Source organism: Micromonospora sp. KC207, from assembly GCF_004348615.1.
Classification (GTDB): Bacteria; Actinomycetota; Actinomycetes; order Mycobacteriales; family Micromonosporaceae; genus Micromonospora.
In genome coordinates this window covers 1-16,627 of the sequence record NZ_SMKJ01000147.1, presented here as the reverse complement: position 1 = coordinate 16,627, position 16,627 = coordinate 1, and the positions used below count along the sequence as shown (strand labels likewise).

The 16,627-nt window shown below is 72.3% G+C and carries 12 protein-coding genes; 8 read left to right on the top strand and 4 right to left on the bottom strand.

Annotated elements, in window-relative coordinates; translation table 11 throughout:
* The 3 genes from E1258_RS18970 to E1258_RS18960 all read right to left on the bottom strand — a co-directional run.
* Window positions 1-1,104, bottom strand: a 1,104-nt coding sequence (locus E1258_RS18970) for a sorbosone dehydrogenase family protein (protein ID WP_243715548.1), incomplete at its 3' end; no start/stop codon positions are given.
* Between the two features lie 233 nt (window positions 1,105-1,337).
* Entirely contained in the window at window positions 1,338-2,381 is a 1,044-nt protein-coding gene (locus E1258_RS18965) for a hypothetical protein (protein WP_132403000.1), read from the bottom strand.
* Window positions 2,345-3,490, bottom strand: a complete 1,146-nt coding sequence (locus E1258_RS18960; RefSeq protein ID WP_132402997.1) for a transporter substrate-binding domain-containing protein — start codon at window positions 3,488-3,490, stop codon at window positions 2,345-2,347. The genes E1258_RS18965 and E1258_RS18960 overlap by 37 nt, the downstream gene beginning before the upstream one ends.
* Before the next feature lie 531 nt (window positions 3,491-4,021).
* Here E1258_RS18960 and E1258_RS18955 point away from each other — a divergent pair.
* Window positions 4,022-4,252 (top strand): hypothetical protein, encoded by a 231-nt coding sequence (locus E1258_RS18955; protein ID WP_132402994.1) that lies wholly within the window; start codon window positions 4,022-4,024, stop codon window positions 4,250-4,252.
* A 61-nt stretch (window positions 4,253-4,313) separates the two neighbouring features.
* Here the strand turns inward: E1258_RS18955 and E1258_RS18950 are convergent, their stop codons facing one another.
* Complete coding sequence (locus E1258_RS18950; RefSeq protein WP_132402991.1) at window positions 4,314-4,706, bottom strand: hypothetical protein; 393 nt, start codon at window positions 4,704-4,706, stop codon at window positions 4,314-4,316.
* Between the two features lie 240 nt (window positions 4,707-4,946).
* Between E1258_RS18950 and E1258_RS18945 the strand changes: the two genes are divergently transcribed.
* The 7 genes from E1258_RS18945 to E1258_RS18910 all read left to right on the top strand — a co-directional run.
* On the top strand, window positions 4,947-10,514 hold the full coding sequence (locus E1258_RS18945) for a pentapeptide repeat-containing protein (protein WP_132402988.1): 5,568 nt from the start codon (window positions 4,947-4,949) through the stop codon (window positions 10,512-10,514).
* Window positions 10,515-10,614: 100 nt separating this feature from the next.
* Complete coding sequence (locus E1258_RS18940; RefSeq protein WP_132402985.1) at window positions 10,615-11,289, top strand: hypothetical protein; 675 nt, start codon at window positions 10,615-10,617, stop codon at window positions 11,287-11,289.
* Entirely contained in the window at window positions 11,286-12,038 is a 753-nt protein-coding gene (locus E1258_RS18935; protein ID WP_243715547.1) for a methyltransferase domain-containing protein, read from the top strand. Before E1258_RS18940 ends, E1258_RS18935 begins: the two co-directional genes overlap by 4 nt.
* A 134-nt stretch (window positions 12,039-12,172) precedes the next feature.
* Window positions 12,173-13,630 (top strand): toll/interleukin-1 receptor domain-containing protein, encoded by a 1,458-nt coding sequence (locus E1258_RS18925; protein WP_207919621.1) that lies wholly within the window; start codon window positions 12,173-12,175, stop codon window positions 13,628-13,630.
* A 115-nt stretch (window positions 13,631-13,745) separates the two neighbouring features.
* Window positions 13,746-14,135 (top strand): DUF1304 domain-containing protein, encoded by a 390-nt coding sequence (locus E1258_RS18920; RefSeq protein ID WP_132402979.1) that lies wholly within the window; start codon window positions 13,746-13,748, stop codon window positions 14,133-14,135.
* A 193-nt stretch (window positions 14,136-14,328) separates the two neighbouring features.
* The gene (locus tag E1258_RS18915) at window positions 14,329-14,697 is read left to right on the top strand and encodes a peptidase inhibitor family I36 protein (RefSeq protein WP_132402976.1); all 369 of its coding nucleotides are present in this window, start codon (window positions 14,329-14,331) and stop codon (window positions 14,695-14,697) included.
* Between the two features lie 575 nt (window positions 14,698-15,272).
* A partial coding sequence (locus E1258_RS18910; protein ID WP_132402973.1) for a family 43 glycosylhydrolase occupies window positions 15,273-16,627 on the top strand: 1,355 nt, incomplete at its 3' end.

The following is a 16,627-nucleotide window of genomic DNA, read 5'->3' as shown; positions in this document are numbered from 1 at the left end:
GTCGCGGGGCGGGAAGCGCAGGATGCGGTCGTCGGTCGCCGCCGGCGTGCCGCGCCCGTCGCGGTTGCTGGTGGTGACCCAGAGCCAGCCGTCCGGGCCGTACTCGACCGTACGCAGCCGGCCGTACGCGCCGACCAACTCCGCGATCGGGGTGCCCACGCCGCCGGCGCCGTCAAGCGGCACGTTCCACAGCCGGGCCCCGCGCAGTGCGGCGACGAAGAGCCGGTTGCCGGCGATCGCCGCGCCGCTCGGGGACGCCTCGGCGGGCGACCAGACCAGCAGCGGGTCGCGGAACCGGGGGTCGTTGCCCCGGCCCTCCACCGTCGGCCAGCCGTAGTTGCCGCCGGCGACGATGAGGTTGACCTCGTCCCAGGTGTTCTGCCCGAACTCGGTGGCGTACAGCCTGCCCTGGGCGTCCCAGGCCAGGCCCTGCACGTTGCGGTGGCCGAGACTGTAGACGAGTGACCCGGAGAACGGGTTGTCCGCCGGGACCGACCCGTCCGGCCGCATCCGCAGGATCTTGCCGTTGCGGCTCTGCAGGTTCTGCGCGTTGGCGGTCTGCCCCGCGTCGCCGACGCCGGCGTAGAGCAGGCCGTCCGGTCCGAAGGCGATGCGTCCGCCGTCGTGGGTGCTGGCCCGGGCCAGGCCGGTGAGGACCGGCGTCTGGGTCTGCGGGGCGGTGAGCCGGAACCGGACGATCCGGTTGTCCGTGGCGGTGGTGAGGTAGACGTAGACGTAGCCGTCCTGGGCGTAGGTCGGGGAGACGGCGAGGCCGAGCAGACCGCCCTCGCCGACCGGGGTCACGCCGGAGATCTGGGCCACCGGCTCGGGGGGCTGCCCGGGCCGGACCCGGAGCACCTGGGCGGAGTTGCGCAGCGTCACCAGGGCACTGCCGTCGGGCAGGAAGTCCATTCCCCAGGGCACCGTCAGGTTACTGGCGGCGACCTGGGGGCGGTTGAAGTCGAAGTCACCGACGGCCAGGGCGGCACCGGCCGCTGGGCGGGGGCCGGCGGGCGACGCCGGATCGGCGAGAGCTGCGGCGCCGGCGCCGGCCGCCGCGAGACCCGCCACGACCGCTGCCGCCACCATCGACCGGACCCTCACGGCAAACACCTCCAAATCGCTCAGCGAGTGGCGTCAATATATCCGGTCGTCGACAAATTCGACAGGCCAGCGACGCAGCGGCTTCGCCGGGATCCACACCGCCACACCCTCGTCGACGATCCGTTGAGCAAGCGCTCGCCCGGGCCAGTGACAGCGCCTATGCAAGTCGACGGCCGCGACCGGTAAAGCACGACGTCCGTGCTGGTAGTGGGCCGGGCGGCGGCGTGCCGGAGTCACCGGGCGGCGGGGAGCCGGCCGTCGCAGCGTACGTCCGGGTCGGCGACCGGTCGCCGGGGCATCATCCAGTCCAAGACGGTCTCCTCCACCGGCCAGCCGTGCACCGTCACCACGCTGTACGGCACCCGTGCCGCCTCGGGGCAGAGGACCTGCGACCGGACCCGGCCGTTCGGCAGGAAACGCACCCCGGCGGCCCGGTCCAGCACGATCGTCGACGTGTCGGTGACCGTGATGAGCGCGCCGAGGACGACCACCGGCTCCGCCCGGTCGGCCGGCGCCGGCACGGCCCCGCCGCCTGGGCTGGCGGCGACCGCGCCCTGCGGGGCCAACTCGACCGCGGCGGTGGGCAGCACCGGCACCCGGAGGAAGACCGCCCCCATCACCAGCGGGAGCACGGCGGCGACCGTGTACGCCAGGCCGTGGGTCAGCACCGGGGCGCTCCAGCCGGGGATCGGGCCGGTGAGCAGCACGGCGGCGGCGGGCGGCACCGCCAGCAGCGCGGCCGTGGTCAGCTCGCCTTCCCAGACCGCCGCCACGATCGCCGCGAACAGCACGCTGTACGCCAGCACCGCCGCCGCCAGCGGCAGCGCCACAGCGAACACCAGGATCCGGGTCGGCTGGTCCGGGTGCAGGTAGCGGGTGCGCAGCGCGAGCAGCCACAGTCCGAGCATCAGCAGCGTCGGCAGGAAGCGGAGCTGCCAGGTGAGCGCCCCCAGCGCGACCGCGGCGCTGAGCACCCAGCCCGGAGTGCGCGCCGTCCAGGAGGCCAACAGCGACCGTTCCGGGTCGAAGCGCTCAGGGGCGCTGAGCCGCAGCAGCCGGCCGAGCACGCCGAACGTGAGCACCCCCAGGGGGAACGCCCAGACCAGGGCGATCAGTAGGGCGCTGAGCAGGCCGAGCGGGCTGACGTACTGCACCAGCAGCAGCATGGTGGACATGTCCTGCCGGCTGAGCTGCCACAGCCGCAGCACCAGGAGCAGGACGGGGAACGCGGGCAGGAGGGTCAGCAGCCACTGCTGCGCCTGCCGTGCCCCCGCCATCCGGCGCGGCCGGCCGGCCTTGGCCGGGCCGGTGGTGATCCGGGGTGCGCCGGGGCCGGTAGCGCGATCCTCTCCCAAGGCCACTGCCGTACCTCCACTTTCCTCGGCTCGGGTTGCCGCTGTTCCGCGACCGACTGCGGGAGGTTGTACCGCTGCTGCCAACGGAGGTTGGCGTCGTACGCGTTCTCCCAGGTCGAGTTCTCCTCGTCCTTGGCCGAGTCGTAGAGCGCGAGGTCGACCAGGTCGCGCAGCGCCTCGTTGGGACCGGTGTTGACGCCCCACTGCTCCTGTGCGGACGAGCCGATGTCCCAGTGTCGCAGCGGCTTGACGTCACGCCGGTCGACCGGGAAGCGCTGACCGTCGTCGTCCGGCCGGTCGCCGGTGACGAAGCCGGCGAGGATCGCCGCGTCGGTGGTGACCGCGTACGCCTTTCCGTCGTAGAGCATCTGCACACAGTCGCTGATCCTGTTGCGGCCGATCGGCACCGCGCCGGCCTCGCGCAGGCGCTGGGCGGAGGTCGAGGTGGTGAGCGTGCAGACGGTCCGGCCGCTCAGATCCTCCAGGCTGCTCACCTGCTCCCGCTCCCCCACGCTGTCCAGCGTGATCACCGACTGCTCGGTGTAGAGGTACGGGGCGGAGAAGACCGCGCCCTCCTCCTCCCGTTGCTTGGTGATGCTGTACGAGGCGATCACCAGGTCGACGGTGACGAACCCGTCGCCGTCGCGGGCCTGACGGCGGGCCCGGTCCTCGCTCTCGATCGGCAGGAACCGCACCTGGGACCGGTCGAATCCGAGATAGCCGGCGATCATGTAGGCGATCTCGACGTCGAAGCCCTTCCAGACGTTGTTCGGGAACCGCTGGGAGACGCCGGGCTGGTCGTCCTTCACCCCGATGAGGAGTTGCTGGCGGCCCTTGAGGCCGGCCCGCTCCAGCAACTCGTCCCGGGTCGGTGGGCCGAACGCGAGCACGATCGGGATCAGGGCCGCCGCCAGGACGGCCAGCGTGACCGTCAGCCCCACCAGTCGGATCTGCCGGGCCCGCGTGGCGCGCGGCGGTGTGGTCTCCGCCGTGGCCGGTCGGCCCGGGCTCGGCTCGCTCGCCTGACTCAACTACGCCTCCCCCGCCGCACGGCCACGTGGCCGGCCCTCCATTGTGAGCCACCGCCCGCATCGCGGCGAGCCGCCCTCCGCCCTCCGCCACCGGCCGGATACCGGATAGCGGACACCGCCCCCCCCGGCCGGGGTCGGTGCCGATTCGGCCGAACAGCCCCGGGGATGCGGCCGATCGCGAGAGAGCTCGGTGTGGAGCGACCCCGGTGCCGACCGGTCAGGGAGAGGAGCATGCCACGACCCCGCCGCCTGCCGGCGCTGCTAGCCGTCGCTGGGGTCCTCCCGCTGGTCGAGGCCATGATCCTGGCGAGAATCGGCCTCGTTCTTCCCTGACGGTCACCCGCAACCCGGCCTGGCGGGATCAAATCCCGCCGGGCACGAAGCCGTTCCTACAGTCCCAGCCCTGCGCGACGCCGGCCAGCCGCCGCGACCCGCGCCGCCCCCGGTCGCCAACCGGAACCAGGCCCAGGCGCCGAGCGGACCGTCCGAGCGCGATGGATTGGCGGGCGTTGACGGGCGTATTGTCGTCGTGTGGCACAACGCAGCGTCAGCCGCGCGCGGCCGGTCGTCGTACTGGCGGGGATCAGCATGGTCGCCTCGATCGCGATGGCGGTCGGGGTTTGGGGCAGCCGCACCTGGGCCGAGGGCTCGTTCGTGACGATGTGCGTGGTCACGGCGCTCGTCGCGTCCGCCGGCGGTGTCGTCGTCGTGCCGCTACTGAGCCGGTTCGCCTCCCGCGGCGGCCGATCCTCGGCGGACTGAGCCGACGCGGGTTCGAAAGCCGCGGCCCGGCGGTGGGGCCGGGTCGGGCGGTCGCGCCGGGTCAGGGTGCCTGGCCGTCGGCGGGTGTCCCACCGCCGCGCCGCCGGATCAGCCAGCCGGCGGCGGCTCCGGCCCCGGCGCCACCGCTGGCGACGAGGGCGAGTTGCATTATCTGCTCGGCTGACAGGCCGGCCCACTTGGCCATCGAGATGACCACGACGATCGGCAGCAGGGCCGCGCCGGCATAGACGACGAACATCAGCGCCTGGTGCCAGCGCAGCCGGATGTACAGCTGGTTCGTCGTCTCGTCGTCGGTCGCCCGGCGTAGGTGATGGTCGCGGAACTCCAGCTCGTTCCTGGGGGGCTTGCCGTCGTAGGGGTTCGGCTTCCCGCGCCCGGCGGCGCTCCGACCGCGCGGTGTCCGATCGTTGTTGTTGGTCGCCGGAGCGCTCACTGTGCCCCCTCCCGGGGGAATCGGAGGTTGTTCTGTGGGGGAGCAACACGTCCAAGGCTACGACGGTCGCGACCGTCGCACAACGTGACCGCGAGCTTCGCTTCGCGTATTCCTCCACTTTCCAGCGTCGCCGGCCGTCACCCATCCGAGGGTATCCCGCAGAAACCAGCCGCGTGACTGCTCCCCCATGGAGCAGTACGCCGTACAGTGGAGGGAGCCCTCGGAGGAGGTGTCGGTGCCATGACCAGGCCTGAACTGACGAAGATCATCGCTGCCCGCATCCGCCGCCTACGCGACGAACGCGGCTGGTCCGCCCGCCGGCTCGCCGAGCAGTGCGAGGAACTCGGCATGCCGTCGCTGTCCCGCAGCACGATCGCCAAGATCGAGGCGGGCCTGCGGGGGATCGACGTCGAGGAGCTGCACCTGCTGGCGATGGCGCTCGGGGTCACCTTCGACCAGCTCACCGCCGACACCTCGATCACCGTTCTCCACCTGTCCAACCTGCGCTTCGCGCCGGGGCAGGCCTTCGGCTCGCCGGTGCCGGCGGGCACCCACGAGCAGGTTCTCCAGGCACTGTGCACGGACCTCGACCTGCTGTCGCGCAGCCTCGCGGGCGCCCGGCCCGACCTGGTCGTGGTCAGCGGCGACCTGGCGGTCACCGGCCGGCCACGGGAATTCGACCTGGTGAAGGCGTTCCTGGAGGGGCTCGCCGAGCACCTCGGTGTCGGCTTCGGCCGGATCGCGATCGTGCCGGGCGAGCGGGACGTCAACGAGGCGGCGGCCCGGGCGTACCTGGCGCAGTGCGAGGCCGACGACGTGGCGCCGGTCAAGCCCTACTGGCACAACTGGCGCCACTTCGCCACCCTGTTCGACGCCTGGCCGGAGGACCGCCAACAGGCCAGGATGCAGAGGGAACACCCGTGGAGCCTGTTCGAGCTGCCCGACCTTCGGGTGGTGGTGGCCGGGCTCAACTCCACGATCGACGCCGAGCCCGCCGCCCCCGGCAGCGGGCCCCGGCCGGGGCGGATCGGCGCGGAGCAGGCGCGGCACCTGGCCGAGTCGCTGGCCACGTACGAGGAGCGGGGCTGGCTGCGCATCGGCGTGGTGCACCATGATCCACACGGAGGCGCCGGGCCGGAACAAGAGCGGCTCGCCGACGCCGACCTGTTCGACGGGCCCCTGGGCCACCGGCTGAACCTGCTGCTGCACGGCAACGGCGATGAGAAGTCCCCGGCCGGCAGCCGGCTGGCCGGTGGGTTGCCGGCCTTCGGGCTCGGCCCCACCCCGGGCCCGGACGCGGCCAGCCGCTACCAGCTCTTGCGACTGACCGAGGACGGCCTGGTCCGGCTCAGCCGCCGATTCGATCGGGAACAGGCCCGCTGGGTGGGCGAGGCCGGCGACATGGTCGACCCGCCCCGGTGGTCGTCGCCGGTGACGCTGACCTGGCGGGGGGCGGACAACACGTTCCCGGTGTCGTCGGCCCACCGGGTCGTGGCGCGTTCCGGGGACGGCTGGAGGCCGGCCGGTTCGGACTGGGAGCAGCTCGACTCCCGGCGCCTGCTGCTGGACCAGATCGCCGACGTGTGCCTGGCCCGGCATCCGGGTGCGGTGGTGCACCGGATCAAGGGCGCCGTCCCGTACCTGCGGGTGACCTATGCCGACGGCGGGCGGGCACGGCAGCTACGCGTCGGCGCCTGCGTGCGTACGGTCGGCGAACACGACGTGGACGCCTTCCTGGAGCAGGTGCACGGCGCCGACCCCGACGTCGAGTCGGAACTGGTCTACCAGGGCGACGAGCCGGCGAGAGCGCTGCGCGACTACGCCCGCCGACGCAAGGTGCGGCTGCGCAGCTTCCTGCAGTTCCAGGGGCTGCTCGACCTCACCGGCTACCTGCGGGCCCAGTCCGAGGCGCTGCTGGCCGACCCCCGCTATCCCGCGCAGGGTTACGTCCCGCAGCGGTTCGTCGACAAGACCCACGCCGCCGCCCGCCCGCGCGCCGACGGCGAGGAGACCCGCGACGACCTCGTCGCGGAGCTGCTGGAGCTGGTCGACGGCGACGAGGGCCGGTTCGTCCTGCTGCTGGGCGACTTCGGGCGCGGCAAGACCTTCGCGCTGCGGGAACTGACCCGGCGCATCACCGCGGAACTGCCGCACGTGCTGCCGATCCTGATCGACCTGCGGGCCTCGGACAAGGCCAACACGCTGGAAGGGCACGTGGCGGCGCACCTGGCGAACCACGGTCACGACAAGATCGACCTGCCCGCCTTCCGGTACATGCTGGACCACGGCCGGATCGTGCTGATCTTCGACGGCTTCGACGAGTTGGTGGCCCGGGCGACCTACGCCCGGGCGGCGGACCATCTCGGCACGTTGCTGGCGGCCGCCCGCGGCCATGCCAAGATCATTGTGGCCAGCCGGACCCAGCACTTCGCCGCGCACTCGCAGGTCGCCACCGCGATGGAGGCGCAGCTCGGCAGCCTGCCGCAGCGGCGCGTGCTCAGCCTGTCGCACCTGTCCGCCGAGCAGATCCGCGCCCTGCTGATCCAGCGGTTCGGCGGGCAGGTCGAGGAGGTCGACCGGCGGCTGGAGCTGCTGGCGAGCATTCCCGGGCTGATGCCGCTGGCGACCAATCCCCGGATGCTCAGCTTCATCGCCGACCTGCCCACCGACCGGCTGCGCGCGGTGTCGGCGGCGAGCCGCACGATCAGCCCCGCCCGCCTGTACGCGGAGATCATCGACGCCTGGCTCGGCTACGAGGGCGACCGGACGCAGGACATTCGCGGCGTGCCGCTCGGCCTGGCCGCCGGGGACCTGTTCGCGGCGGTCACCGCGCTGGCGCTACGGCTGTGGGAGCGCGGTGAGGCGCTGATGCGGGTCGAGGAGATCGAGGACCTGGCCGGCACCCTGACCGACCTGGCCGGCCGGCACCTGTCCGCCGAGCAGATCACCCACGCCATCGGCGCCGGCAGCCTGCTCATCCGCACCGACGACGGCGTCTTCAGCTTCATCCACGAATCCGTCACCGAGTGGCTGGTGGCCCGGCACCTGGCCGACGACCTCGCTGCCACCGACCGCGAGCACACCGGCCGGTTGCACGCCCACCCGCTGTCCCAGCTCACCATCGACTTCCTGTGCGACCTGGCCGAGCCGTCGGCCTGCCGGCGCTGGGCGGACCAGGTGCTCAACGACCCCGACGCCACCCCGGCCGCCCGGATGAACGCGGGACGGATCATCGCCCGGTTCAGCACCTCCCCCGGGCTCAACCTGCGCTCGGCCCTGCTCAGTGGGCTGCACCTGACCGCACGGTCGTGGCCGGCGGCGGACCTCACCGACGCGGACCTGACCGGGGCCCGGCTGGCGGACATGGCCCTCACCGGCGCCACCCTGCGCGGGGCGCGGCTGGCCGGCGTCGCCATCGAGGACAGCGACCTGTCCGGGGCCGACCTGCGCGAGGCGAACCTGACCGGCGCCCGGATCGTGGGCAGCGACCTGACCGGGGCCGACCTGACCGGGGCCGACCTGACCGACGCGCGGATCCTCACCACCAACCTGACCGACGCGGTGCTCACCGACGTGCGGTGGCGACGTGCGGCGGTGGTGTCGGCGACCGCCGACCCGGCGGCGCTCGACGGGCTGCGGCGCTGCGGCGCGGTGGTGCTGCCCGGCAGCCCACTGACCACGGCGGTCCGGCCCGTCGCGCTGGGCGTCCTGTTCGGCTTCGAGGAGGGCCGGCTGCCGCGCCCGGTCGGGTACGACGCCGAGGGCGCGTTGCTGGCGATCGGCTGCGAGGACGGCTCGGTACTGATCTGCGACGCCCGGGACAATCGACCGTTGCGTACGCTGACCGGACACGAGTGGCGGACGTACTCGGTGAACTTCAGCCCCACCGAGCCGCTGCTGGCCACCGGCGCCCAGGACGGCCTCGTACGCCTCTGGGACGCGACGACCGGCGAGTGCCGGCACGTGCTGTCCCGACACCGCGAGTGGGTGTGGCCGCTGCTGTTCGACAGCAGCGGCACGCTGCTGGCGACCGGCGACAAGGACGGCGTGGTCCGGGTCTGGGAGGTCGGGACCGGGCGGCTGCGCTGGGAGCTGCCGGGGCACCGGGCACCGGTGTGGACGGCCACGTTCAACCCGGACGGCTCGACACTGGCCACCGGCGACGACGGCGGCGTCGTGCGGCTGTGGGACCTGCGTACCGGCCGGCTGCGCCAGCGCGCCGAGGCGGAGGACAAGCTGACGTACTGGCTGCGGCACGACCCGACCGGCACCTACCTGGCCGGGGGCGCGGAGGACGGGGCCCTGCGGCTGTGGGACCCGAGGACGGGTCGGCTGCTGCACCGCCTGACGGGCCACACCGGCCCGATCTACACCTTCGACTTCCACCCGTCCGGCCGGCACATCGTCAGCGCCGACGTCACCGGCTCGGTGCGGCGCTGGGACCTGCCGGAGGGGGGCGGCCCGCCGGTCGGCCGGGAGCTGGGCCGGCACAGCGGGGCCGTCTACCGGGTCGCCTTCAGCCCGCGCGGCACGATGTTCGCCACCGGCGACAGCGACGGATGGGTCAGGATCTGGGACGACGCCACCTGCGAGGTACGCCACGAGCTGGACCGCCACTACGCGTCGGTGTGGCCGATCACCTTCCGCCCGGACGGTGATCGGCTGGTCAGCAGCAGCAACGACTTCACCACGAAGGTGTGGAGCACCCGCAGCGGAGAATCGGCCGCGGTGCTGCGCGGTCACGGCCGGCAGATGCGGGCGGTCGCCTTCAACCGGGACGGCTCGATGCTGGCCACCAGCAGCAACGACGGCCTGGTCCGGTTGTGGGACCCGATCGCCGGGGAGTGCCGGCAGGTGCTGGAGTCCAACCGGATGGACCGCCTGGTCTCCGTGGCCTTCGGCGCGGAGCCCCACCTGCTGGCCACGGCCAGCAACGACGGGCGGGTGTACCTGTGGGACGCCGCGGCCGGGGTGGAGGGCCGGCAGTTGGAGGTGTCCAGCGACGCGGTCTGGGCCATGGTGTTCGACCCGGCCGGGGACCGCATCGCGGTCGCCAACGACGACCACACGGTGCAGCTGCTGATCCGCACGACCGGGCGTACCGTCGGGTGGCTGCGCGGCTTCCGGGGCCGGGTCCGGGCCCTGGCCTACTCCCCCGACGGCACGACGCTGGCCACCGGCTCGGACGACGAGCTGGTCCGCCTGCACGACCTGGCCGCCGACGAGGTGCGGGTGCTGCCGAAGGCGCACAGCGGACGCATCCTGTGCCTGGCGTACCGGCCGGACGGTCGGCTGCTCGCCTCGGCGAGCGTCGACGGCACGGCGGTGCTGTGGGATCCGCAGGAGCAGGCCGTGCTGCGGGTGCTCAGGCCCGAGCGGCGCAAGCTGTGGACGGTGGCCTTCCATCCCGGCGGCCGGTTCCTCGCCACCGCGGGCGACGAGGAGGTCATCGACATCTGGGATGCGCAGACCGGCCAGCGGGTGCAGGAGCTGACGGGGCACACCCGCCGGATCTGGTCGGTGGCGTTCAGCCCGGGCGGTGACCTGCTGGCCAGCGGCAGCACCGACGGCACCGTCCGGCTGTGGCAACTGGCGCCGGATGGCACGGCCACCCACCGCTGCACGCTGCTGGGCCTGTCCGAGCGGTCCTGGGCGGCGTTCACCCCGAACGGGCGGCACAAGTCGGCCGGCGAGGTCGCAGCCGACTTCTGGCACGTTGCCGGCATGTGCCGGTTCGACATCGGCGAGCTCGACCCGTACCTGGCCGACGTGGGACGGGTACCGGCCGGCGCGCCCCTACGGGACTGAGCCACCCGGCCGGCCACCGCAGCCTCGGCGCGCCCGGACGTGAATCACGTTTCTCCCATTCTCAGGAGCACGTTCCCTTCATCCTCAGGAGACAACTGTCATGATCTACGCGATGCTGGAGCGGGCGATCCGTGCCGGGTCATCCGACGGGGTCGCCGAGCTGGTCCGGACAACCTGGCTGGATCCCCTCGCCAACGGCGAGTCGACGCTGTCCGCGGTGCGTCACCCCCTGGGCTTCACCTGCCTTCCGGTGCTGCGCGACGGCCGGCGGGGAGTCTGCGTGCACCTGTTCGGCGAGCGTCGCACGCCCGTGCGGCTGTCCGTGTCGCCGTTCCACTGCCACAGCTGGGACCTGCTCAGCCACGTCCTCTACGGCTACGTGGGCAACCAGCACCTGACGGTGGTGCCCGGCAGCACGTACCGGGTGTTCGACACCCGCACCACGGCCGCCGGTGACCGGCTCGTGCCGACCGCGCTCACCGTGGACGCCACGGCCGGCGCGCCGGAGCACTGGGCGGCCGGCACCGCGTACGAGTTGGCGGCCGGGGCGTTCCACGCGTCGACCGTCGTGGGTGGGGCACCGGCCGCCACCGTCGTGCTCGGCCTGCATCATCCGGAGAAGCCGGACCTCACCCTCGGTGCCCTGGACACGCCCGCGCACCGGCTGACCCGGCGGCTGCACAGTCGCGCCGAGACGACGTCGCTGGCCCGGGCCGCGCGCGATCGGCTGGCGAAGGGCACCGCCGACCGGTTGGTGCCGGCCGGCCGGCCGTGACCGGCGGCGGCGCGGCGGCGGCAGCGCGGGAGGCGAACAGCCGGTGCTACGGCGACGGCCGGGCGACCCTCGCGTACGTCGACGACCCGTACCACGCGGTGCGCCGACGCCTCATCGGCGCGGCACTGCTGGACGCCGTCGACGACCTCGACGCCGGCGACGGGCCCGGTGGCCCGGCCGGGGCGCTGCTGGAGCTGGGGGCCGGGGCGCGCAGCATCTTCGACAGCCTGCCCGGGCTGCGCCGACCGACCGTGGTGGCCGACCTGTCCTGGCCGGCCCTGACGGAGCTGACGGCCGGGCGGCACCGCCCGGTGCGGTTGGACGTCACCCGGCCGCTGCCGCTGGCGGACCAGTCGGTGGCCGGTGTCGTCGCGGCCGAGCTGATCGAGCACCTGTACCACCCGGGGGCCCTGCTGGCCGAGATCGCCCGGGTGCTGCGGCCCGGTGGCGCGCTGGTCCTGAGCACGCCGAACCTGGCCACGCTCCAGGACCGGATCCGGTTCCTCCTCGGCCGATCGCCGCGCCAGGTCGACCCGATGCACCGGTACCTGCACCTGCACATCCGCCCGTTCACCGCGCAGATGCTGCGCCGGATGCTGCGGGCCGCCGGCTTCGTCGACGTGTCGATCCGGTCGAACTACGTCGGCGTCCAGGTCGGGCGGGGCCGGTGGCTTCAGTCCCGGCTGCTGGCCCGGCTGTTCCCGGGGCTGGGCGGATCGCTCGTCGCCAGCGCCCGCCGCCCGTGGTGAGACGACGGCGGAGCGGCGGGGCCCGCCCGGCGCGACGGCCGCGGTCCGGGCCGCTTCACCACTCGAGCGCCGCTCACCGATGTCAATACGGATTGGCGTTCACGTGACGGCCGGGTGCCAGGCAGACTTGCCACATGACCGCCCAGTTCGGACGCCCCGCCGACGCGGCTCACTTCCTGATCAGCTATTCCCCGGCGGACGAGCGATGGGCGACCTGGATCGCGTGGGAGCTGGAACTCGCAGGCTACCGGACGGTTCTGCAGGCCTGGGATTTCGTGCCGGGAACGAACTTCATCGACTTCATGGACCGGGCGATCCGACAGTCTGCGGCCGTCATCGCGGTGCTGTCGAACAACTATCTCCGCTCCCGGTACGGCCGGCTGGAGTGGCAGGCGGCGTTCCGCAGCTCTCCGGACGACCCGCAGCGGCGGCTGATCACCGTGCGGATCGAGGATTTCGACCCGGACGGGCTGCTGGCCACCATCACCTACGTCGACCTGGTCGGCGCCGCCGACGAACGCGACGCCCGGCAGCGGCTGCTGCGCCGCGTCGGCGAGGCGATGCGCGGTCGGGCGAAGCCCACGGTGGGGCCAGGGTTCCCCGCCGGCCCCACCGCCGCGCGCCGGGACGACGAACTGCCGGCCGGTCAGCCACCGCCGCAGGCCGCCGCGCACCATCCCCGGCTACGGATGCGGCACCCGCCGGCGTACCCGCCGCAACGATCCGCAGCACGTGCCGCCAACGCCGAGGTGACCCTGCTGCACCTGCCCGGTCCACGGTTCGCCCGCCAGCCGTCGGGCGGGTCCGTCCCGCACCAGCCGGCCAAGGAGCTGCTCGAGGCCCTCAGCGCCGGCGTGGAGCGGTTGCTAGCCGCCGGCGGTGCCCGGCCGGACGCGCTGCTGATCAGCGGCAACTTGACCGCGGCCGGCGGCATCCGCGAGTTCGACGAGGCGCTGACGTTCCTGACCCGGCTCCGCGGCGTCCTCGATCTGGACGTGCGGCGCATCGCGGTGGTGCCCGGCCCGCGCGACGTCAACCACGCGGCCTGCCGCGCGTACTTCGCCAGTTGCGAGGCGGACGAGGTGACGCCGCAGCCGCCGTACTGGGACAAGTGGCGGCACTACTTCCGGTTCTTCGCCGAACTGTACGACGGGGTGGACGGGCCCACATTCGATCGGCATCGGCCGTGGAGCGTCTTCGAGATGCCCGACCTCAGTCTGGTGGTCGCCGGCATCAACTCCACGATGGCGGAGAGCCATCGACCGGACGACCACTACGGCCTGGTCGGCGACGCCCAGGCGCGCTGGTTCGCCCGGCACCTCGACCGCTATCGGTCCATGGGCTGGCTGACCGCCGGGCTGATCGGCCACGCGGCCGAGCCGGCCGCCGCCGATGCGGTCCGCGACCATGACAGCGTCAGTTCGCTGCTGGTGCCCCGGCTGCACCTGATCGTGTCACCACCCGGGCCATGCGACGGGGGCGCGGACTGCGATCCGACCCTCATCCGGCTGTCCACCGGCGCGGCCGGCGACGTCCGGTCCCGGGTGATCGCGTCCGTGCCCGTCCACCGACCGTCCGACGACCGCCCCTGAGGCCCCGGCGCGGGGCCGGTTTCTTTCTCGGCCGGACACCGGGGGACAATGGCCGTACCAGCGACGACGGCCGGTCCCGGCCGTGCGGCGGGGCTCGATCGGAGGAAGCGTCATCGTGGTCATCGCGGGACTCGTGCTGGCTGGCATCGCCGGCCTCATCCACGTCTACATCTTCTACCTCGAGTCGATCGCCTGGACGGGTGCCCGCGCCCGCGCGGTTTTCGGCATCGCCAGCCCGGCGGATGCGGAGAGGACGAAGGCGCTCGCCTTCAACCAGGGTTTCTACAACCTGTTCCTGGCGATCGCCATCGCGATCGGCATCGTCCTCTTCGCGTCCGGCTCGCGGACCGTCGGCGCGACTCTGGTCTTCGTCGGTGCCGGCTCGATGGTCGCCGCCGGCCTGGTCCTCCTGCTCTCGAGCCCCGCGAAGGCCGGCGCGGCCCTCAAGCAGCTCGTTCCCCCGCTTCTGGGCATCGTCGCCCTGGCGATCGGGCTCGCCTCCTGAGATGACGTCCACCGAGTGCTCGTCGCCGAGCCTACCCCCGACGACGAGGCGGTCCCCTACCTAGAGCCTCGTCCTCATCGACCCCGCGCGCGCCACACCTACCCGAAGTTGCGAGATCAGCTTGGGGAGGACTCGATACGCGGCGGCTCCTCTTCTTGCTTCCAGGCCCACCCATCGCCCAAGATGGACCCCCATGCGAATCAAGAGTCTGCTCGCCTGCGCATCGATCACGGCAGCGATGGTCGTTGCTGCGGCGTCACCCGCGTCCGCTGCAACCGGATACAACCGTTGCCCGGACTTCAAGATGTGCGTGTTCACCGGTCCGAATGGGTCGGGCACCATTGCGTGGTTCTCGACCGGTGACGGCAACCTTGGGGACAGCTCGGGTCCGGTCGGGATGAACAACAACATCGAAAGCATCTGGAATCGCAGTGGACACACCTGGGAGCTCTTCGACGGGGCCGGGTACTCCGGAACCATGTGGACGTCCAGGCCGTACGTCGGTGGCAACAACGTGATCGCCGCTGCTGCCAACAGGGTCTCCTCACTGCGCGACACCTGAGGTCGAGACGTGCATGGGCCACCACTAGCGCGAATGCCCCTCAACCGTCCAGTGAACAGCGGCAAGCTGATCAACCTGCTCGCGCTGCTCGCCTGAGCCGAGCAGTCCCGCGTCGCTGGCGACGACTACGCGACGGGCATCGTTTCGAATCGATGGCTTGTCTGTGTGAACGGTAACACGTTAGTCTCCCCTCAAGGAGCGAAGGGCGTGCTCCGGCCGGCCGGGCCTCGATCAGGAACCGGCTGCCGGGGTCACGAGCAGCGCAACGGCAGGTGTCCGGGCCCATCCGCCGAGCGCTACGGCACCGCCACGCGATGCCGACCGGCGACGGGAGCCGCTGTCGGCCAGTCCTCGGAGCTGACGCCGACAGGCGCGGTGACCTGCCGAGCGATTCCACGAGCCCGCGACGCGTCCCTCGGGCGATCACCCGGCCGGTTCCACCCGCCGCCCCTGTCCCGGCGGCTGCGGGGCCAGTCGGGCCGTCCCGACCTCCGCCGTCCCGCGCACCCGGGCACACCCCGCCACACGCGCCACCGATCAGCAGCTCCAGTACCTCACAGAGGAGGTCAACGGCAGTGAAACGCTCACGTCTTCGGCTCTGGCTCGCCGCGACGACGGCCCTCGCCGTCAGCGCCGCCGGGGCCACCACGGCCGTCTCCGCCCAGGCCGCCGTCGGTTGCAAGGTCACCTACACGGTGACCAACCAGTGGGAGGGCGGCTTCGGCGCCAACGTCATCGTGGACAACCTCGGCGACCCGATCACCGGTTGGCGTCTGACCTGGTCCTTCACGGCGGGGCAGACGATCAGTCAATTGTGGAACGGCACGGTCAGCCAGTCGGGCGGCCAGGTGACGGTAACCAACGCCTCGTTCAACGGCACCATCCCCACCGGAGGCAACGTCAACTTCGGGTTCAACGGCACCTGGACGTCGAGCAACCCGGCTCCGACCAGCTTCGCCCTCAACGGGGTCACCTGCACCGGGACCGTCCCCACGGGCAACCCGACCACTCCGCCGCCGACCACGCCCCCGCCGACCACACCGCCGCCGACGACGCCCCCGCCGACCACGCCGCCGCCCTCGGGGTCGTTCACGAATCCGGTGTTGTGGCAGGACTTCGCCGACATCGACATCTTCCGCGTCGGTGACGCCTACTACTACTCCGCCTCCACCATGCACTACTCGCCCGGCGCGCCGATCCTGCGCTCCTACGACCTCGTCAACTGGGAGTTCGCCGGCCACTCCCTGCCCCGCCTCGACTTCGGCGCCAAGTACGACCTCAACGGCTCCCACGCCTACGTCGACGGCGTCTGGGCGTCGGCCATGAACTACCGCAAGAGCAACAACACCTTCTACTGGCTCGGCTGCATCGACTTCTCCAGGACCCACGTCTACAGCTCCACCGCCGTCGAAAGCGGCTGGAACCGCATCTCCACCATCAACAACTGCTACTTCGACGCCGGGCTGCTCATCGACGACAACGACACGATGTACGTCGCCTACGGCAACACCCAGATCAGCGTCGCCCAGCTCTCCGCCGACGGCAAGACGCAGGTCCGCGCCCAACAGGTCTTCTCCACGCCCTCCAGCGTCGGCACCCTCGAAGGCGCCCGTTTCTACAAGCGCAACGGCAACTACTACATCTGGCTCACCCGCCCCGCCAACGGTCAGTACGTCCTCAAGTCCACAAACGGGCCCTTCGGCCCCTACGAGATGCGCCAGGTCCTGCTCAACATGCCCGGCCCCATCTCCGGCGGCGGCGTCCCTCACCAGGGCGGTCTCGTGCAGACCCAGAACGGCCAGTGGTACTACATGAGCTTCATCGACGCATACCCCGGCGGCCGGGTGCCCGCCCTCGCGCCGATCAGCTGGACCGCCGACGGCTGGCCCCAGATCCAGACCGTCAACGGCGCCTGGGGCGCGTCCTACCC